This window comes from Sphingomonas sp. PEI4 (assembly GCF_056679955.1).
Window position 1 is genome coordinate 2,618,751 of the sequence record NZ_CM155258.1, and the last position, 18,869, is coordinate 2,637,619.

The window sequence follows — 18,869 nt, forward strand, 5'->3', positions numbered from 1 at the left end:
GAGGCCGCGTTGGGAAAGAGGTAGAATTGGGGGCGCGGTTAGTCAAGCGGGGACGCTCGTCACGTTAAGGTTCGCACCTCGACCCACCTGCTCCGTCACCCCGGACTTGTTCCGGGGTCCACGGTCCCGCATTCTCAAGACTATCGAGTACGCCGAACGGTGGATGCCGGAACAAGTCCGGCATGACGGACGTGCCTTAGAACGGCTTCACGATCACGAGCACCACGATCAGCGTCACCGTCACCGCAGGCACCTCGTTGAGCATCCGCAACTGCTTGCCGGTCAGCGTCGGCTTCCCTGCGGCGAGCTTCTTCGCATAGCCGACCGCCCAGCCGTGATAACCCGACAGCAACACCACCAGCAGAAGCTTCGCATGTAGCCACCCAAGTCCCGGCGCACCGTCCGCAAGCCCGAGGTTCAACGCCAGCGCGATCCCCAGCACCCAGACGACGATCATTGCCGGCGTCAGGATGATGTGGCGGATCTTGCCCTCGCGCTCGACCCAGTTCGCCGCCTCGCCCGCATTGCCGGCGGCCAACGCCTCCTGGTGATACACGAGGTAGCGCGGCAGCATGAACAGCCCCGCCATCCAGAAGATCACGAAGATCAGATGCGCCGCCTTCACCCAGTCATACGTGCTCCCAAGAAAACCGCTCATGTCGTGCTCCTTACGCGGGCAATCAGCTGCTCGACATGCGCGATCGGCGTGTCGGGCAGGATGCCGTGGCCGAGGTTGAAGACGTGCGGACGCTCGACGAACGCCGCCAGTATCCGGTCGATCGCGACATCGAGATCCGCCCCGCCCGCGATCAACGCCAGCGGATCGAGATTACCCTGCACCGGCATAGCCGCAGGCAAGGACGCGTGTGCCCAGACCGGATCGACGGTCTCATCCAGCCCGACCGCATCGACACCCGTCTCCCGCGCGTAAGCCGGCAGCTTGCCCCCTGCCCCCTTCGGAAAGCCGATGATCGGTACGCCGGGGCAGCGCGCATGCAGGCGCTCGACGATCGACGCGGTCGGCGCGATCACCCATCGCTCGAACTGTGCAGGCGAGAGCGACCCCGACCAGCTGTCGAACAACTGCACGACGTCGACGCCGGCCTCGATCTGCCGCGCGAGATACTCCACGGTATTGTCGGCGATCGCATCGATGATCGCGCCGAACGCCGCTGGGTCGGCATAGGCAAATCGCCGCGTCTCGGACTGATCCTTGCTCCCCTTCCCCGCCACCATATAGGTCGCAACCGTCCAGGGAGAGCCTGCAAAGCCCAGGAACGTCGTCTCGGGCGGCAAGGCTGCGGCAACCTTTGCGACGGTGCCGTAGACCGGCTCCAGTCGCCCCATGACCGGCTGCAACCGATCTAGCGCATGGTCGACCAGCGCCGGCTCAAGCCGAGGCCCCTCACCGATCCCGAAGCTCAAATCCTGGCCTAGCGCCCACGGGATCATCAGGATGTCCGAGAACAGGATCGAGCCGTCGAATCCGAACCGGCGGATCGGTTGGAGCGTCACCTTGGCCGCCGCGTCGGGATCGGTCGCGAGCGCGAGGAAGCCACCCTTTTCGGCACGAAGCTCGCGGTATTCGGGAAGGTACCGCCCCGCCTGCCGCATAAGCCACAGCGGCGGGATCGCCTGCCGCTCACCGCGAAGGGTCGCCAGAAGAGGCTTTAGGGGAGGCGAGTTGGAGGTCGGATCGGTCAGCGGAGCACCCTTCTTCTACTATAAGAAGATTCTAGAAATAGGTTGTTGCAGTGGTTGGGCGGTTGAACCCGGGACTTATGCGGTGATCACGGAAATGCCAACAGCTTGACCCCTCGGCACGCCCACAAACGCGCTGATTCGATTCAAGGCTCCCCGTTACCCACAGCCTGTGGATAAAATTCGCCCCTGTGCGCGGGGGTGTGGATAGAATCGGTGTTATCCACGGCACACCCGTCGCTTGGCGAGGGGGACGAGTTACGCTAGCCCTTCTCCCCATGTTATCCACAGATCCACGCTCAGGGGCCCACTTCCTGGGGACAAAACGCCGATGATGCGGCTCCACCTTCATCTGTTGTCGGATTCGACCGGCGAGACGCTGGAGAACATCGCGAAGGCGGCGCTGGCGCAATATGATGACGTCGAGACGGTGCGTCATTTCTGGCCGATGGTGCGGACCGAAGCGCATCTCGAACGCATCCTCCAGGAGATCGCGCAGAACCCTGGGCTGGTGGTGTTCACGCTGGTGAACCCCGCGACACGGCGTATCCTGGAGCAGCGTTGCCTCGCGCTTGGACTGCCCGCAGTAGCGCCGCTCGACCCCGTCAACGATGCGCTTTCCGGCTTGCTCGGACAGCAGGCAAAGGCGCGGCCGGGCCGCCAGCACGTCCTCGATGCGGCGTATTTCGCACGCGTCGATGCGATCCAGTGGACGATCGCGCATGACGACGGGATCGCGTGGGAGGAATGGGAGGAGGCCGATATCGTCCTCGCGGGCGTGTCGCGTTCGTCGAAGACGCCGACCTCAATCTATCTCGCCAACCGCGGCTACAAGGCTGCGAACATCCCGATCGTCGTCGAGAGCCCGCCGCCAAAGATCCTGTATGGCCTGAAGAACCCGCTGATCGTCGGCCTGACGACCAGCGCCGATCGACTGATCCAAGTCCGCCGCAACCGTCTGCTGTCGCTCAACCAGCAGCCCGACACCTCCTATGTCGAGGAGGAAGCGGTGATGCGCGAACTGGCCTTTGCGCGGCGGATGTTCGCTGACAATGGCTGGCCGGTGATCGACGTCACGCGTCGTTCGATCGAGGAAACCGCGGCCGCGATCATCGCCTTGTGCAACCAGCGCCGCAGCGACGATGCCGCGAAGGTCGAGGCATGAGCCTGATCCTCGCCTCGCAAAGCGCGTCGCGTCGGGCGATGCTGACGGCGGCGGGCGTGCCGTTCGAGGCGACTTTCGCCGGTGTCGACGAGGATGCGGCGAAGGCGGCATTGCGCGACCTGTCGCCGCGCGATCTCGCCGATGCGCTGGCGGAATTGAAGGCCCTGAAGGTGTCGGCGCGGATGCCAGGCTATCTCGTCCTCGGCAGCGACTCGCTGGTCGCGTTGGAAGACGGCAGTATTCTCGACAAGCCGATCGATCGAGCCGACGCGGCAGCGCATCTTCGGCTGATGTCGGGGAAGCGTCACGACCTGTGGAGCGCTGCGGTGATCGCCGAGAACGGCCAGGCGGTCTGGCGTCATGTCGAACGGGCCAAGATGCACGTCCGCCCGCTGTCGGACGCGTTCATCGAGACGTATCTCGATGCGGAATGGCCTGCGATCTCCGGATGCGTCGGCTGCTACCGGATCGAAGGCCCTGGCGCGCAGCTGTTCGCCAAGATCGAGGGGAGTCAGTTCACGGTACTCGGCATGCCACTGCTCAACGTTCTCGATTTCCTCCGCGTGCGGGGCGAGTTGCTGGCCTAGCTCTCGCCCCGTCCGTCGCCCTCGCCTTTTTCGGTCACCCGCCCCAAAGTCCGTCACCCCAGCGAAAGCTGGGGTATCCCACAGGGCAGATGAAGTCCGCCAAACGGGGAGATCCCAGCTTTCGCTGGGATGACGAGAAGTTGGCGATGCCATTGCGCGCGCGTTGGACTAAACCGAGTTCGGGTGCCCAGACTGGATTCCCAACTTCACGGGGAAACATGGAGCTTCGAATGACCCGCCCTTATGCAGAAGTGATCGGCGATCCGATCGCACAGTCGAAATCGCCGCTGATCCACGGCTTGTGGCTCGACGCGCTCGGGATCGACGCGGAATACCGCCACAAGCTCGTGACCTTCGACGAACTCCCCGCCTATTTCGCCGAGCGGAAAGCCGACCCCGCCTGGCGCGGGTGCAACATCACGATGCCGCATAAGCTCGCCGCGCTCGATCACGTCTCCGATCCCGGCGACGTGCGTGGTTCGATCGGCGCGATCAACACGGTGTTCCGCAACCAGGCGGGCGACTGCATCGGCACCAACACCGACGCCGCCGGATTCTGGGCGCCGATCGACGACCTCGATATTGCCGGCCAGCCCGTGACGGTGATCGGCGCTGGCGGCGCAGCACGCGCGATCCTGTTTGCATTGTCGCGCATGGGAGTCGGTCCGGTGACGGTCCTCAACCGCAATCCGCTCAAGGGCGCGGCGTTGCTGTCGACCTTTGGGCTCAAGGGCCAGGCGCTCCCGATCGGCCCCGCCGCCCCGCCTTCGCGATTGCTCGTCAACGCCAGCGTGCTCGGCATGGCGGGTCAGCCGCCGCTCGACATCGACCTCGGTGCACTCGACCCCGACTCGCTGGTCTACGACATCGTCTACTCTCCGCTTGAGACCGGTTTGCTCAAGGCTGCTCAAGCGAGAGACCTCGAAACCGTAGACGGCCTGGAAATGCTGATCGCCCAAGCCGCCGTCGCGTTCGAGATATTGTTCCACGTGGAACCACCGCGCGACCGTGACGAAGAACTTCGCGCATTGCTGACCAAATGATCATCGGCCTCACCGGCTCGATCGGAATGGGCAAATCCGCCGTCGCCGCGATGTTCGCCGACGAAGCCGTGCCCGTGTTCGATGCCGACGCTACCGTCCACCGGCTGCAAGGCGTCGGCGGCCGGCTGGTCCCCGCGATCGAGGCCGCCTTCCCCGGCACCACCATCGCCGGCGCAGTCGACCGTGCCAAACTCGGCGCAGCAGTGTTCGGGGACGACGCGGCAATCAAGCGACTCGAAGCTATCGTCCACCCGGCGGTCGGCGAAGAGCGTGCCGCTTTCCTCGCCCGGCACACTGGCAAGCGAGTCGTGTTCGACGTCCCCCTGCTGTTCGAGACCGGCGGCGACCACAACGTCGACCTCATCGTGGTCGTCTCCGCCGCCCCCGACGTCCAGCGCGCCCGCGTCCTCGCTCGCCTCGGCATGACTGCGGAGAAGTTCGCCGCGATCCTCGCTCGCCAGACTCCCGACGCGGAAAAACGCGCCCGCGCGGATCACGTCATCCGCACCGACACGAGCTTCGACGAAACACGTGCGCAAGTCCGGGCGGTGCTTGCGTCATTGGAAATCTGAGCCGATACCATCAGGATGCGTGAGATCGTCTTCGATACCGAAACCACCGGCCTCAGTTTTTCCGGTGGCGACCGCATGGTCGAAATCGGCTGCGTCGAGATGTTCAACCGGGTCGAGACCGGCCGCACCTTCCACGCTTATTATCATCCCGAACGCGACATGCCGGTCGAGGCGTTCAACGTTCACGGGCTCAGCCAGGCGTTCCTGTCCGACAAGCCCAAGTTCGCAGACGCGGTCGAGGACCTGCTCGAATTCGTCGGCGACGCACCGATGATCGCGCACAATGCCGGCTTCGACTTCTCGTTCCTCAACGGCGAGCTGACCAAGTGTGGGCGCCAGATCATCCACATGAAGCGGATGGTCGATACGCTGCAGATCGCGCGCAGCCGCCATCCGGGCGCCAAGCATTCGCTCGACGCGCTCTGCTCGAGGTTCGGGATCGATCGCAGCCACCGCGTGCTGCACGGCGCGCTGCTCGACGCGCAGTTGCTCGCACAAGTCTATGTCGAGCTGATGGGCGGTCGCCAGATCGGCCTCGGTCTCGGCCTGCTCAGCGACACCGGCAGCAGCGCCTCGACTCCGATCGTCGCACAGGCGCCTCGGGTCGTTCGCCCACCACGGATTTTCGCGGTGAGCGAGGGAGACCTTGCGGCGCATGCGGCGTTTATGAAGGGGATCAAGGATCCGATTTGGGGGGCCGTGGCGTCCGGATGACGCTGGCAGGGTGGAGCCAACAGGACCGCCCGAAGACTGTAACGTCGACAAGGAGACGAACATGGATATCCGGATTTCTGGTCATCAGGTTGACACTGGCGAAGCACTGAACAGCCATGTGGAAGACCGACTCCAGGGTATCGCCGACAAATATTTCTCGCGCGCCATTTCCGCAGAGGTCACGTTCGGCAAGGGGCCGCACGACGCCGGCTTCCAGTGTGATATCATCGCGCACGTGATGAAGGGTCTCGTGCTCAAGGGGCATGGCGACGCCTATGACGCCCGCGCCGCCTTTGACGGTGCCGCCGCCAGGATCGAAACCCAACTCCGCCGTTACATGCGCCGCCTGAAGGATCGCCACGCCGGCGAAGCGGTCGCGATCGCCGAGAGCAACGGCTACGATAACGCCGGCTATACGCTGTTCCAGGAAAGCGTCGAGGAGGACGACGTTGCCGACGCACCGCTGATCATCGCCGAAACGCGCGTCGACATCCCCGAGGCCACCGTATCCGATGCGGTGATGATGCTCGATCTGCGCAACACCGCCGCGTTGCTGTTCATGAATGCAGGCACCGGCGCGCACAACATGGTCTATCGCCGCGGCGACGGCACGATCGGCTGGGTCGAGCCACAGCGGGCAGCGGCCTCCCCTCCTCAGTAATAAGGGTCCATAAAGGCGCAGGTCTCACGGCCGCGCCTTTACGCCCCCGCGCAACCCGCTAAGGCGGACGCGCGCGGGGGCGCTTGAGACACATGAAGACCATGACCGATTTTAGCGATTTGTTGCGTCCCGACGCAGTGCAGACGGACGTCATCGCCACCAACAAGAAGGCGGTGTTCCAGCATCTCGCCACGGTCGCGTCGGATCTGACCGAGGCCGACCCCAAGATGATCGCAGACCGCCTGGCCGCGCGTGAGAAGCTCGGCTCGACCGGGTTCGGCGGCGGCGTCGCGATTCCCCATGCCAAGCTCGAAGGCCTTGCTCAGGTAACGGGTGTCTTCGCGCGGCTGGCGCAGCCGGTGGATTTCCAGGCGGTCGACGACCTGCCCGTCGATCTGGTCTTCATGCTGCTATCCCCTACCGATGCCGGCGCGGTGCATTTGAAGGCCCTCGCCCGCGTCTCGCGCCGACTGCGCGACAAGGCGTTCCTGGAGAAACTGCGCGGCGGCGGATCGCCCGACGCGATCTACGCGTTGTTCACCGCCGACGAGGTCCGCGATGCTGCGTGATTCCCACGCCGTCCCCGCCCGCGCGGGCTTCAGGCGGCGCCTGCATGTCTGACATCCCAAACACAGCAGGCGCAGACGCACATTTCCGCGCGCTGGAATCCCTCTACGCCCAAGCCCCGATCAACCGCTTCTTCGACTCCGCGCTGGAAATCCCCGAAGCCGGGGTCGCGCGTATCCATTTCACGATCGACGAACGCCATTATCATGCCGGCGGCGCGGCGCATGGCACGAGCTACTTCAAGATGCTCGACGATGCCGCCTTCTACGCCTGCAACAGCCTGGTGACCGATCGTTTCCTGCTCACCACCGCGTTCAACCTGTTGCTCACGCGCCCGCTGAAGGTCGGCCCCGTCATCGCCGAGGGACGCTGGATCAGCGGCAAGCGACGCGTGTTCGTTGCGGATGCGCGCCTGATCGACGCCGATGGCGAAGAGGCCGCACGCGGCACCGGCACCTTCATGCGCTCGCGGATCGCACTCGCGGGCCTTCCCGGATACCGCAGCGCAGCATGAGCGGCCGCCTGCCCAGTGGAGTCCTCGTGAGCGCCCTGTTGCGGCGCGTCAACGATGCCGGGGGTTTCGGTGCGGTGATGGCGAAAGGCGACCCGCAAGGCGGTGCGATCCTGGTCATCGCGATCGATAAAGGCGCCCCCCCCCGCCTGCTGGAACGCGGAATCGGACCCAACGGACGGACCGCGCTGATCGGTTCCACCCCGCCCGAAGACCTCGACGGATATTGGCGTCGCCGTCGTGCACGCGACCCGGATCTATGGGTGATCGAGGTGGACATCGCAGCGGCGGAACGGTTCGCCGCTGAAACGATCCTCGACGATTGACTCGAAAGCCCCCCCAATAGAGGGGAATTGCATCATTGATTGGCGTTGTGTCGATGCGGGTGCGATCCGGATCGATTACGCAGTCGGGGGGATGCTCGGGCGATCGTCTTTGACGAACGAACCGCGGTCCAACCGCACCTGAATAAGTTTGAATGACGATTCTTCAGCGGGCTGCGACGATCGCGGTCATGACGTTTTCCCTCGCCGGCCTGCTCGGCAACAGCGCTCCCGGTCAGGCCACTGGCATCGATCGCTCGACAACCAATCTCACTGCTCTCGCAAATCTAAACGCGCTTTCCCCGCAGAATGTTCCGCAGGTCGCTCCCGCCGCAACCATTGTTGCAGCCGTCGAGCCGATCGCTCCTGCCGAGGAAGAAGAATTCGACACGCTCGCCCAGGCCGTTGCTGCGCAGGATAGCGCCGCCGCCGACGACGCGCTCCAGTGCCTTGCCGGTGCGATCTATTTCGAGTCCAAGGGTGAGCCGCTGACCGGCCAGCTCGCGGTCGCCGAAGTCATCATCAATCGCGCCAAGTCAGGTCGTTTCCCCGCCGACGTCTGCGCCGTCGTCAAGCAGCGCGGCCAGTTCAGCTTCGTCCGCGGTGGCCGCATCCCCACCATCAACGCCGGTACCGCCTATCGCACCGCGATCGCGGTTGCCAAGGTCGCACTCGCCGATGCGTGGAACAGCCCTGCCGACAAGGCGCTGTACTTCAACACCCCCGATCGCCGCCCCAGTGTCCGCGCGATCAAGGTCGCCTCGATCGGCAACCACGTCTTCTACCGCTGATATCCCTGAGGTATTGCTGAAGTCCGACCCCGTCCCGCAATCCGCGGGGCGGGGTTTTTCGTATCCGGCGACGTCTCAGCCTATCGCAGGACCCGCGCCGCCAACCCCGCACAATCCGCATCGCTAGCCGTCGGACCCTGCTTGCCGGTGATCGCCCGCCCGATCGCCTTGAAGACATTCCCCACCGATTTCACCTCTGGCGGGATCGTCACATGCGGCTGCTGGATCGTGCCTGTCATGTACGCCGACCCCGGCAGTTGCAGCAGCGCGTGCTGCTTAGGCGCGCCGCTCAGCCGGATGTCGATCGCTTCGGCCGGGAACACGACGCTCCCCTGCCCGTGCAACTGGCTGGCGGTGGTATCGACGATCATCGGATCGACCCGCCCCCGCCCCTGCGTCACGTCGAGTTTCACCACCACGCAGCGCAGCCCTGCGCGGTCGCTGTCCTTTGCCAGCAACGCGCGCGCCGCATCGAACCCCAGTGCGGCGGCGATCCCCTGCGGCAATTGCCCGTCCTGCGCGACGAACCCGATGCTGCCATCGGCATTCCCGACGGCGGCCCGGATCGTCTCGCCCGGTCCCTTCAACCGTACTCGCGCGCTCACATTCCCGCTGAAGTCGCCGTGCCCGCCCGCCAGCGCCTGCACGCTGCTGCCGCGTAACCGCAGGTCGATCGCCATGGTCGGCGTCTTACGATCGCCCCGCTGGTCGACGGTGATCTTGCCGGAAACGGTCCCCTGCGGCAGTCTCGCAATCAGCCGGTCGAGCGTCAGCAACTGGTGATCGATCGCGATCCGTCCCTCGGCGGACACGATCGGCGACTTGCCCTTCGCGGCGACGATATGCTGGATGCGGAATCCGAATGCCGCGTCGGTGGTGTCGATCTTGCCGATATCGATCCGCGTATTCGGCACCAGCCTCGGCCCGATCGCACGCTCCAACGCCGCGCCCTTCGCCTGCGCCTCGTCCGACGACAGGTCCGCGAAATCGAACTGGCGCGACACGATGTCGCCGTTCACCTTGCTGCGGCCATCCCGCTTGTCGACCGTGACATATCCGGCAAAATCGGACCGCCCGACGACGCCCTCCAGCTGCGTGATCGCCCATCTCGGGGAATCATGGCGGACGTGCGCGTTGAACGACACCGGCTGCGTCCGGAACAGCCCTGCCTCGATCACCGCATCGATCAGCTTCAGGTCGGTCGCGCGTGCCGTCACGTCGAGCGTCATCGCGTCGGTATCGAGCGGCCGGTCCATCACGCCCTTCGCCGAGATCGACAGCGCATCGCCGTCGATCGACGCGGTGAACGGCCACGGCTTGTCCAGCGATCGCTCGATCGACGGCCCCGCAACCGCTATCCGCACCGCCGCCCCCCGCACGGTCCCGGTGCCGTTTGCGCGGATGCCCGAAACCGGATCGGACGAGAACCGTGCGATTACCTGCCGCCCCTGCTTGGCATCGCGGTACGAGATCACACTGTCGCGAATGACGAGCCCCTGCAGGTCGTTCGAACTGCCGCCGCCCTTGGCCTCGCCCGGACGCTCCCAGTTGGTCCGTCCCTGCTTGTCACGTACCAGCGCCAAGTACAGCCCGGACGCCTTCACGTCGCGCGGCCCGAACCCGCCCTTCAACAGCGACAGCGCGGAGAAGGTCGCCTCTGCCTCGCGCAACCGGACGAAATCGCCGCTTCCGGCCCATGTCGCCTGAGGAATGCGGACCTGCGTGATACGGATCGTCGGCGAGAAGCCGAACCCGTCGACCCGCTCGATCCCTCCGATCGTCACGGGGCGGCCGAAGCGTGCGGTCAGCTGGCGTTCGATCACGCCTTTCAGCGATCCCCAGGGAAATACTGCAAGCCCGATTATCACCGTAGCCATCACGGCCACAACGACGATGCCGGTGACTTTCACCCAGCGCTTAGCGGCCCATGTCATCATCCAGTGCGGCGACGCGTCGAAGCGCCAAACGTTCCGCAAGCGTCAGGACCGCTGCCGCAGAATTACCGCGGCGCGTATGGATCGCTAGACCCGCACGCTCTTCGGCGCCAACCTGCGGATATCGAGGACATCGACCTTTGCCAGCATAACCGCACCCAGCGTCTTGTCCCCGGTCTCCACCAGGATGCCGTCCTGCGTAGCGCGCACCGTCCTCCACGACACCTCGCGCACCGCCAGAGTCTTGCCGATCCGCTTGACCGCAGCGACTCGACCATCATCCGCGATCGCCAGCGCGCCCTGGCCATCCGCACCGACCACGGCCCCTGCCACCGCAAATCCGCGAAGCTGCGCCTGCGCCGCGTCCGCGACCTCTTCCGGCGTATCGATCTTCACGACCCGCCGCATCCGCACGACGACCCAACCCAGACTGCCGAGTATCACCACAACGACGGCCACGATGCCGCCGACGATCGCAGGTGTCATCGCGGCCCTGCGAGCGCGTCCAGCATCGGTCGAATTCCGCGCAGATCATACCCGGCGTCCTCGGCCTGCGCGAGCAACAGGTTCGGGTTCCGCCCGGCCTTCGCCGCCGCCAGCGCCCACAAATTGCAGCTCCGCGTCCCCGATCGGCAATACGCCAGCACCGGTCCTTCCGCATCGACCAGCGCCTGCGTCATCGCGTCGATCTGCGGATGCGAGAACCCCGCATGCGTCACGGGAATCGCGACGTAATTGAGGCCCGCCGCCTCCGCCGCAACCCGGATCGTATCACCCGAAGGCTGTCCCGCATCCTCGTCGTCGGGCCGGTTGTTGACGATCGTCTTGAAGCCCGCCGCGGCGATCTCCGCGACGTGCTCGACCGCGATCTGTGGCGCGACCGAAATACTTTCGTTGATGTGCCGTATCATGCGGACTCGCGGATAACCTGGAGGAAGGCATCCCCATAGGCGTCGAGTTTGCGCGCGCCAATGCCCGAAAGCACCGCGAGCGCTGCCCGCGAAGCCGGCCGCTGCGCCGCCATGTCACGCAGCACCGAATCGTGGAAGATCACATACGGTGGAACGCCCGCCTCCTTCGCCAGATCGCGCCGCCGCACGCGCAACGCCTCGAACAGCGGATCGTCTACGGGGTTAGGAGTCGCGCCTGCGACAGCCTTGCGCCGCCGTTCTCGCTTGGGCGGCACGACGATCGAAACCGTCGCCTCGCCCTTGAGGATAGCCTTCGCCGCCGGCCCGAACTCGAGGCCCCCATGCGGATTGGTGCGCAATGCATCCTTCAGCATCAACGCCCGCGACACAGGCTTCAGCAACGCCACCTCGTCGCCATCGACGATCCCGTACACCGACAGCGCCTCATGCCCGTTCATCAGGCTCCGCTCCGACGACACCCCCGTCAGGATGCCCTCGATATACCCGACGCCGAACATCTGCCCGGTCCGGAATACCGCCGACAGGAATTTCCGCGCCGTCTCGGTCGCGTCCACCGCATCGACATTACCGAGGCAATTGTCGCAATTCCCGCAATCCTCGAGCCGCTCCTCGCCGAAATGCTTGAGCAGGATCCGCCGCCGGCACCCGGCCGTCTCGACCAGTCCGCCCATCGCCGTCAGCCGCTGCCGTTCGCCCGCCTGCCGCTCGGGCTCGACCTCGCCGATCCGCTGCCGAGCGCGCGCGAAATCCTCCGCGCCCCAGAACAGGTGCGCGATCGCCGGATCGCCGTCACGCCCCGCGCGCCCGGTTTCCTGATAATAGGCCTCGATCGATTTCGGCAGCCCGGCGTGGGCTACGAAGCGGACGTCGGGCTTGTCGATCCCCATCCCGAACGCGACCGTCGCGCAGATCACCATGTCCTCGCTCGCGACGAAATCCGCCTGGTTCTTCGCCCGCACCTGCGGATCGAGCCCCGCATGATACGCTCGCGTAGGCCGGCCGCTCCGCCCCAGCGCCTCTGCCAGCTTCTCGGTCGCCGCGCGCGTCTGGGCGTAGACGATCCCCGGCCCCGGTATCTTCTCGAGGATGTCCGCGATCTGCCGATTGACGTTGTCGCGCCCGGAAATCGCATAACGGATGTTCGGCCGGTCGAACCCCGACACGATCAGCCCCTCGCGCGAAATCCCCAACTGCTCCAGGATATCCGCCCGCGTATGCGCGTCCGCAGTCGCCGTCAGCGCGAGCCGAGGCACGTCAGGAAAACTGTCGAGTAACGGTCGCAGCAACCGGTAGTCCGGCCGGAAATCATGCCCCCATTCGCTGACGCAATGCGCCTCGTCGATCGCGAACAGGCTGATCCGAGCCTGGCTGAGCAGGTTGCGGAAACTCTCGTTCGAAGCGCGTTCAGGCGCGACGTACAGCAGGTCGAGATCCCCCGCGCGGAACCGTGCGATCGTCTCCTCGCGATTGGTATCGACCGACGTCAAAGTCGCCGCCTTGATCCCAACCGCGGTCGCGGCGCGCAACTGGTCATGCATCAACGCGATCAAGGGCGACACGACCACGCACGTCCCCTCCAGCATCGTCGCCGGCAACTGGTAACAGAGCGACTTCCCCGCCCCGGTCGGCATGACCGCCAGCGTCCGCTGCCCCGCGAGCACCCGATCAACGACATCGCGCTGCACGCCACGAAAATCAGGAAAGCCAAAGATGCGCTGGAGATCGGGAAGGGGGTCGAGAGCCATTGCCGTCTAGGTAGCGATCCTCCACGCGATGTCGAGGCGGAGGGGGCTGTTCGTGGCGACGTATCTAAGAGGGCGGGTTAGGAAAAGCTCACATTACGCTAAGCGACGCTGATTGGTTGAGTCCGCCTCGAGACAATTTATAGTCGCAACAAGCGATTGGGTGTCCCGGAGGTGCCGTTATCGGTTGAGTGTCGCTACGAAGAAACGTCCCAACCTCACCCAGTACGTTCTAAGCTCGTTTTCCATCGGCGCGAAATCAGGGGAATGGATATAGCGCTGCATGCTTGCGACGGAGATCAGTTGATCGTTGAGCCTGATCCGTTCCAGCTCATCAAAATAGGCGCGGTCGATGATCTGCCGCTGGAGCAGATCGGCGGCGACCGCGCCAACTTTGCGCGACAGATTGTCTGGCACATTCAATCCATGCTCGGCGATGTAGCTCTCGACGGAAAGCTCAAGCAGGATGCGCATCAGCGCCGATGTCGCGTTCGGGTGCTCTCTCAGCGTTAGCGATTGTAACTCTTCCCAGATCGCTCTGGCCCGCTGTTGCGCAGCGATCCACTGTATATGCGGGGCGTTCGCCGGAATGAATGTCGTCTGGGGCGGCCGAGGCGGCGGATTTCTTCGCGGATTGCGAGCGGCACCTCCAGCATCAACCGGATCTGGCAGCCTCTCGTTTTCAACCGGAAGGACGCCCTTTTGTTGCAACCGATTGAGGTAGGCGCGCTTACCCTCGTTGTTCCAGAGGTCGCCGAGCGTAACGACCTGATTGGCAAGATCGCTGGCGATCCGATCCAGAGCGTCAACGACCGCTCCGTGGTCATGCGTGATACGAAAGCGCCGCCCGGCGGTGCTGATGCCGGCTCGATTGCGGAACTCCTCGGAGGAGAGCAGTCGCGTCAACGTGGACCACGGAATGTTTCCCTCCGGAAGGCGATTGACCTCGGCCAGCAGGCGTTCGACCTCCGCCGCGACGTTTATTCCACTTTCCTGTCCGGTGCGCTCCACGAAGTTCAGCTTAGCCCGATCATTCCAATCGAGTTGCCCTACCCCTTTCTGCGAACCGGTGTGTCGGCGAAAGAGAATGCTGTCGATCAGATTGCGATCACCTTCAATCTGGCAGATCAGGCTTACCGGGATTTCTCCGTTTGCCCCATCGCGCAGGGTGGAAAAGTGCGTTTGCAAATCCGCTGTGGGAGCGCGCGTGGGGTCGAGCAGTAACTTGAGGCAGGTGACGCGGCGGTTTCCGTCGAAGACAACAAAGCCATCGTCGGTCGGCATCGCGAGGGGCGGGTCGTACACCGCGCCAACGGCGGCTATGTCGGCTGCAAGGTTCCGCATTGGTGCATCGTGTAATCGGAACAACTCAGCGATAGCGAGATCTTCGCTGCCGACCTCCCCGTGCCGATCATTTGCCGGATTTACTCGTAGATCGCCAACATTTAGCTCTTCGTAGGCCAATTTAGATCTCCCCGCTGGCACGGAGTTAGCAGACCTAGATGTCAGCGGAAACGTAGATAGCTTCAACACGGCGGAGGGCGGATGTTTTAAGCGACCCTACTCCGCCGCCAACGCCCCATCATCCTCCCCGGCCCGCTCCTGAGCCTGCCGGTTCCACATCTCCGCATACACGCCGCCCTGCCGAAGCAGGTCCGCATGCGTCCCCTTCTCGACGATCCGCCCCGCCTCCAGCACGACGATCTGGTCCGCATGCACGACCGTGGAAAGCCGGTGCGCGATCACGATCGTCGTCCGCCCGCGCTCGATCGCCTCCAGCGTACCCAGGATCTCCGCCTCGGTGCGACTATCGAGCGCCGACGTAGCCTCGTCCAAAATCAAGATCGGCGGGTTCTTGAGCAGCGTCCGCGCGATCGCCACGCGTTGCTTTTCGCCGCCCGACAGCTTCAATCCGCGCTCGCCCACGCGCGTCTCATACCCCAAAGGCTGGCGCTCGATGAACCCAGCGATCGCCGCGCCCTTGGCCGCCATCTCGACCTCAGGCATCTCCGCCCCTTCGCGGCCATAAGCGATATTGTACCCGATCGTGTCGTTGAACAGCACGGTATCCTGCGGCACGATCCCGATCGCCGCCCGCAACGAAGCCTGCGCGACCCGGGCGATATCCTGCCCATCGACGGTAATCCGCCCGCCCGTCAGATCATAAAACCGGTACAGCAACCGCGCGAGCGTCGATTTGCCCGCGCCCGACGGCCCGACCACCGCCAGCGTCGACCCCGCCGGCACGTCCAGCTCCAGATCGCGCAAGATCGGCCGCCCCGCGTCATAGCCGAACGACACCCCCTCGAACCGCACATGCCCCGCACTCACCGCCAGCGCAGGCGCACCCGGCGCATCCACCACGGTCGCCGGCGTATCGATCAGGTCGAACATCGCCGCCATGTCGAGCGCGCCCTGCCGGATCGTGCGATACACCATCCCCAGCAGGTCGAGCGGCCGGAACAGCTGCGCCAGCAACGTCGACACGAACACCACGTCGCCGGCGGACGCGAGCCCACGGCTCCACCGCCACACGACGAAGCCCATGCCGCCCGCCAGCATCAGGTTGGTGATGAGCGCCTGGCCAAGGTTCAACCACGCGAGCGAATTCTCGCTCTTCACCGCGGCCTCGGAATAGGCCGTGATCGCGCTGTCGTAGCGCTTCGCCTCACGCTCCTCCGCGCCGAAATACTTCACCGTTTCGAAGTTCAGCAGCGAATCCACCGCATGCGCGACCGCCCCGGTATCGAGGTCGTTCATACGCGCGCGCAGGGCATTGCGCCAGTCGGTCACCATTCGCGTGAACGCGATATAGCCGACCACCATCACCACCGTCGCGACGACCAGCGGCCAGCCGAACTTGGTCCAGAAGAGTCCCAGCACCAGCACCAGTTCGAACACCGTGGGAGCGATGTTGAACAGCAGGAAATACAGCATCGTATCGATGCTCTTGGTCCCGCGCTCGACCACCTTGGTGACCGCGCCGGTCCGCCGCGACAGATGGAAATCGAGGCTCAGTGCATGCAGATGGCGAAACACCTGCGCCGCCAGCCGCCGCGACGCGTCCTGCCCGACGCGCTCGAACACCGCGTTGCGCAGGTTGTCGAACAAGGTCGTCCCGAACCGCGACGCGGCGTACCCGACGACCAGCAGCACGACGAGCGTCAGCGCCCCGCGATCGTTCCCCGCCATCCGATCGACCGCGTATTTCAGCGTAAACGCCGCGCCAAAGACCTGGATCAGCTTCGACGCGATCACCAGCAGCATCGCGAGGACGATCCGCGCCTTCAGCTTCGGCTGCCCCGCCGGCCACAGGAACGGCAGGAAGCGGCGGAGCGTCGGGAGCAGCGGTTGATCCGCGCGGGAGGTGTACGTGTCAGGTGGCATGGATCGAAGCGATGTAGGCGCAGTCAAGCCCCGGCGAAAGCAGTTGGGGGAACAATCCCGCCACTTCGTCGCTTTAATTACCGTGTCCGACCTCGGGCCCAACGCCTGCCACCGCGATCCACTGGAGAATGAAATGGAACCGCTGTTCTACGTCATGGCCATCATGGGCTGCAGTGACGGCAACGTGAATTGCACCGAGGCGCGCGTGATCCCGGCGCGTTACGAGACAATGGCCCAGTGCCGCGCGGCGCTGCCCAACCAGTTGGCTCAGAACACCGACGTTCCGTATCCCATGATCGGCGCGAACTGCCGTGCGAGCGGTCAGCTCATGGCGAAGGTGGGCAAGGCTAAGCCGCAAGGCTGACTGGTATTTTCGTCATGCCGGGCTTGTTCCGGCATCCACCCATCCCCGAGCTCGATGCGTGAGACTGTGTGGAACGGTGGATCCCGGAACAAGTCCGGGATGACGGAGTAGTCGGGGCCAGTGAGGGTCAGACCCTAGGCCGAGTCCATAACCGTGTATCTCGCGCAGTCCGCGGATACAGCGTATCCCGCCGAGCCGCCTCTCGTGCTGCCGTCACGATGAACCCCAGCTTCTGCATCCCCGACGTCGTCACCCGGTGGTCCCATGCATGCTCGCCCCGAGCCGCTACGGTCCGCCCGATCGCGCCATAGATCCCCGCTGCCGACAGCACGGCCCAGGCCGAACGGAACGACAGCGCCGGGGTCCCTTGCCGGGCGCTGGCCTCGAACGCCGCCGCCCGATCCGCCATCCGCTTCGTCAACACCGCGAGCCGCGAGCGGAACGGCGGCTTCATGTGCTGCCCCGGCGGAAAGTCCATCTCGACCAGCCAGTCCTCCGGCAGGTAGCACCGCCCCACACGGTCATCCTCCTCGACGTCGCGCACGATATTGGCGAGCTGGAACGCCATACCCAAGTCGCACGCGCGGTCGAGCGTGTCCTCGTCCTCGGGATCGACGCCCATCGCAATCGCCATCATGCACCCGACGACACCCGCGACATGGTAGCAATATTTGTAGAGGTCGTTCTCCGACCGCGGCCGCCACTCGCGCGCATCCAGCGCGAACCCCTCGACCAGATCACGCGCAAACCGCTTCGGCAGCCGAGTCTCGGCCGCAAATATCCGCAGCGCATCGAACGCCGGTTCGCCGACGACTTCGCCCGCCAGCGCCTGCTCGGTCATCGCCGACAGAGCGACGAGCCGCGCGGGCGCATCCTCGACGACGGTCATGCCGTGGCCATGATCCTGCCCGTCCGCGATATCGTCGCACCGCCGGCACCATGCGTAGAGCAGCCAAGCCCGCTCGCGCGTCGGCTTGTCGAACAACAGGCTGGCCGCGGCGAAACTCTTCGATCCACGCGAGATCGATTCATGCGCGGTAGCAACGATCGCCTCGCGGCTCGGAAGCGACTGACTCATTCTTGTTCCCCCGCGAAGGCGGGGGCCCAGGACCACAAACGCTGCGCCAGCGACTCCTGGGCTCCCGCTTTCGCGGGAGAACTAGAAGGGACGAAGTTCACTGTCGCAGAACTCACAAATCCGACGCGTTCATCCGCACGATCGGCTGCGTCGGCACGTGGCGCGCCATCCGGTCGAGCAGCACATCCAGCGTATCCGCAATAATCAGCAGATCCCGGTGCTGCGGCCGCAAAAAGCCAACCTCGCCCATCTTCTCCCAGAACGCGATCAGGTGATCGTAATAGCCGGCCGTATTCAGCAACCCGACCGGGTCGGCATGATAGCCAAGCTGCGCCCAGCTCAGCGCCTCCCACAACTCGTCCATCGTGCCCGTCCCACCCGGAATCGTCACGAACCCGTCGGAGAGATCGGTGAACATCTGCTTCCGCTGATGCATCCCCTGCACGACATGCAGTTCGGTAAGCCCTCGATGCGCAACCTCGGCATCAACCAGCGCCTGCGGAATGACGCCGATAACCTCACCGCCGCCCTCGAGCGCGCCGTCGGCGATCGCGCCCATGAGCCCAAGGCGGCCCCCGCCATAAACGAGGCCAATCCCCCGCTCGGCAAAGGTTCGACCAAGCGCCCGAGCGCCCTCGATATAGGTGGGATCAGCCGGCGTAGCCGACCCGCAATACACAGCAAGTCTCTTCATCCTGCCTCGCTAGGGGAAGCGCGCGGGGTGCCGCAAGGGAAGAATGGGTTCACGCGGAGACGCGGAGGTGTTTCTTTCCGAACAGCGCTCGCGCTGTCTTCAT

At 64.8% G+C, this 18,869-nt stretch carries 21 protein-coding genes; 11 read left to right on the top strand and 10 right to left on the bottom strand.

The window, feature by feature from the left end:
* Nucleotides 1-196: 196 nt before the first annotated feature.
* Nucleotides 197-658, bottom strand: a complete 462-nt coding sequence (locus AC1MLZ_RS12105; RefSeq protein WP_480958680.1) for a CopD family protein — start codon at nucleotides 656-658, stop codon at nucleotides 197-199.
* Entirely contained in the window at nucleotides 655-1,614 is a 960-nt protein-coding gene (gene hemE, locus AC1MLZ_RS12110) for a uroporphyrinogen decarboxylase (protein ID WP_480958681.1), read from the bottom strand. Before hemE ends, AC1MLZ_RS12105 begins: the two co-directional genes overlap by 4 nt.
* 418 nt (nucleotides 1,615-2,032) lie before the next feature.
* Between hemE and AC1MLZ_RS12115 the strand changes: the two genes are divergently transcribed.
* The 10 genes from AC1MLZ_RS12115 (at nucleotide 2,033) to AC1MLZ_RS12160 (ending at nucleotide 8,635) form a co-directional block, all read left to right on the top strand.
* On the top strand, nucleotides 2,033-2,866 hold the full coding sequence (locus AC1MLZ_RS12115) for a pyruvate, water dikinase regulatory protein (protein ID WP_480958682.1): 834 nt from the start codon (nucleotides 2,033-2,035) through the stop codon (nucleotides 2,864-2,866).
* Nucleotides 2,863-3,453 (top strand): Maf family protein, encoded by a 591-nt coding sequence (locus AC1MLZ_RS12120; RefSeq protein WP_480958683.1) that lies wholly within the window; start codon nucleotides 2,863-2,865, stop codon nucleotides 3,451-3,453. The genes AC1MLZ_RS12115 and AC1MLZ_RS12120 overlap by 4 nt, the downstream gene beginning before the upstream one ends.
* Before the next feature lie 230 nt (nucleotides 3,454-3,683).
* Complete coding sequence (locus AC1MLZ_RS12125; protein WP_480958684.1) at nucleotides 3,684-4,496, top strand: shikimate dehydrogenase family protein; 813 nt, start codon at nucleotides 3,684-3,686, stop codon at nucleotides 4,494-4,496.
* Nucleotides 4,493-5,068 (top strand): dephospho-CoA kinase, encoded by a 576-nt coding sequence (coaE, locus tag AC1MLZ_RS12130; protein ID WP_480958685.1) that lies wholly within the window; start codon nucleotides 4,493-4,495, stop codon nucleotides 5,066-5,068. The genes AC1MLZ_RS12125 and coaE overlap by 4 nt, the downstream gene beginning before the upstream one ends.
* Nucleotides 5,069-5,083: 15 nt before the next feature.
* A complete protein-coding gene (gene dnaQ, locus AC1MLZ_RS12135; protein ID WP_480958686.1) occupies nucleotides 5,084-5,782 on the top strand; it encodes a DNA polymerase III subunit epsilon in 699 nt (232 codons plus the stop codon).
* 61 nt (nucleotides 5,783-5,843) lie between these two features.
* The gene (gene hpf, locus AC1MLZ_RS12140; protein ID WP_480958687.1) at nucleotides 5,844-6,443 is read left to right on the top strand and encodes a ribosome hibernation-promoting factor, HPF/YfiA family; all 600 of its coding nucleotides are present in this window, start codon (nucleotides 5,844-5,846) and stop codon (nucleotides 6,441-6,443) included.
* Nucleotides 6,444-6,544: 101 nt separating this feature from the next.
* Nucleotides 6,545-7,012: a PTS sugar transporter subunit IIA gene (locus AC1MLZ_RS12145; RefSeq protein ID WP_480958688.1), complete on the top strand. Its 468-nt coding sequence runs from the start codon at nucleotides 6,545-6,547 to the stop codon at nucleotides 7,010-7,012.
* Nucleotides 7,013-7,056: 44 nt separating this feature from the next.
* Nucleotides 7,057-7,524, top strand: coding sequence for a PaaI family thioesterase (locus AC1MLZ_RS12150; protein WP_480958689.1), 468 nt, complete (start codon nucleotides 7,057-7,059; stop codon nucleotides 7,522-7,524).
* Nucleotides 7,521-7,847, top strand: coding sequence for a DUF1491 family protein (locus AC1MLZ_RS12155; RefSeq protein ID WP_480958690.1), 327 nt, complete (start codon nucleotides 7,521-7,523; stop codon nucleotides 7,845-7,847). Before AC1MLZ_RS12150 ends, AC1MLZ_RS12155 begins: the two co-directional genes overlap by 4 nt.
* A 152-nt stretch (nucleotides 7,848-7,999) precedes the next feature.
* Nucleotides 8,000-8,635, top strand: coding sequence for a cell wall hydrolase (locus AC1MLZ_RS12160; RefSeq protein ID WP_480958691.1), 636 nt, complete (start codon nucleotides 8,000-8,002; stop codon nucleotides 8,633-8,635).
* Between the two features lie 80 nt (nucleotides 8,636-8,715).
* Here the strand turns inward: AC1MLZ_RS12160 and AC1MLZ_RS12165 are convergent, their stop codons facing one another.
* From AC1MLZ_RS12165 to AC1MLZ_RS12190, 6 genes are all read right to left on the bottom strand, one after another.
* Complete coding sequence (locus tag AC1MLZ_RS12165; protein ID WP_480958692.1) at nucleotides 8,716-10,569, bottom strand: AsmA family protein; 1,854 nt, start codon at nucleotides 10,567-10,569, stop codon at nucleotides 8,716-8,718.
* Nucleotides 10,570-10,656: 87 nt separating this feature from the next.
* Nucleotides 10,657-11,055, bottom strand: a complete 399-nt coding sequence (locus AC1MLZ_RS12170; protein ID WP_480958693.1) for a hypothetical protein — start codon at nucleotides 11,053-11,055, stop codon at nucleotides 10,657-10,659.
* Nucleotides 11,052-11,480, bottom strand: a complete 429-nt coding sequence (locus AC1MLZ_RS12175; protein WP_480958694.1) for a protein tyrosine phosphatase family protein — start codon at nucleotides 11,478-11,480, stop codon at nucleotides 11,052-11,054. Before AC1MLZ_RS12175 ends, AC1MLZ_RS12170 begins: the two co-directional genes overlap by 4 nt.
* On the bottom strand, nucleotides 11,477-13,246 hold the full coding sequence (gene recQ, locus AC1MLZ_RS12180) for a DNA helicase RecQ (protein WP_480958695.1): 1,770 nt from the start codon (nucleotides 13,244-13,246) through the stop codon (nucleotides 11,477-11,479). The genes AC1MLZ_RS12175 and recQ overlap by 4 nt, the downstream gene beginning before the upstream one ends.
* A gap of 177 nt (nucleotides 13,247-13,423) precedes the next feature.
* Nucleotides 13,424-14,707, bottom strand: coding sequence for a ParB N-terminal domain-containing protein (locus AC1MLZ_RS12185; protein ID WP_480958696.1), 1,284 nt, complete (start codon nucleotides 14,705-14,707; stop codon nucleotides 13,424-13,426).
* Between the two features lie 96 nt (nucleotides 14,708-14,803).
* On the bottom strand, nucleotides 14,804-16,630 hold the full coding sequence (locus AC1MLZ_RS12190) for an ABCB family ABC transporter ATP-binding protein/permease (protein ID WP_480958697.1): 1,827 nt from the start codon (nucleotides 16,628-16,630) through the stop codon (nucleotides 14,804-14,806).
* Between AC1MLZ_RS12190 and AC1MLZ_RS12195 the strand changes: the two genes are divergently transcribed.
* Nucleotides 16,629-16,994, top strand: a complete 366-nt coding sequence (locus tag AC1MLZ_RS12195) for a hypothetical protein (protein WP_480958698.1) — start codon at nucleotides 16,629-16,631, stop codon at nucleotides 16,992-16,994. The genes AC1MLZ_RS12190 and AC1MLZ_RS12195 overlap by 2 nt on opposite strands.
* 127 nt (nucleotides 16,995-17,121) lie before the next feature.
* Here AC1MLZ_RS12195 and AC1MLZ_RS12200 read toward each other — a convergent pair whose 3' ends face one another.
* Nucleotides 17,122-18,072 (bottom strand): phytoene/squalene synthase family protein, encoded by a 951-nt coding sequence (locus AC1MLZ_RS12200; protein ID WP_480958699.1) that lies wholly within the window; start codon nucleotides 18,070-18,072, stop codon nucleotides 17,122-17,124.
* Nucleotides 18,073-18,184: 112 nt separating this feature from the next.
* On the bottom strand, nucleotides 18,185-18,766 hold the full coding sequence (locus AC1MLZ_RS12205; protein ID WP_480958700.1) for an LOG family protein: 582 nt from the start codon (nucleotides 18,764-18,766) through the stop codon (nucleotides 18,185-18,187).
* Nucleotides 18,767-18,869 lie beyond the last annotated feature (103 nt).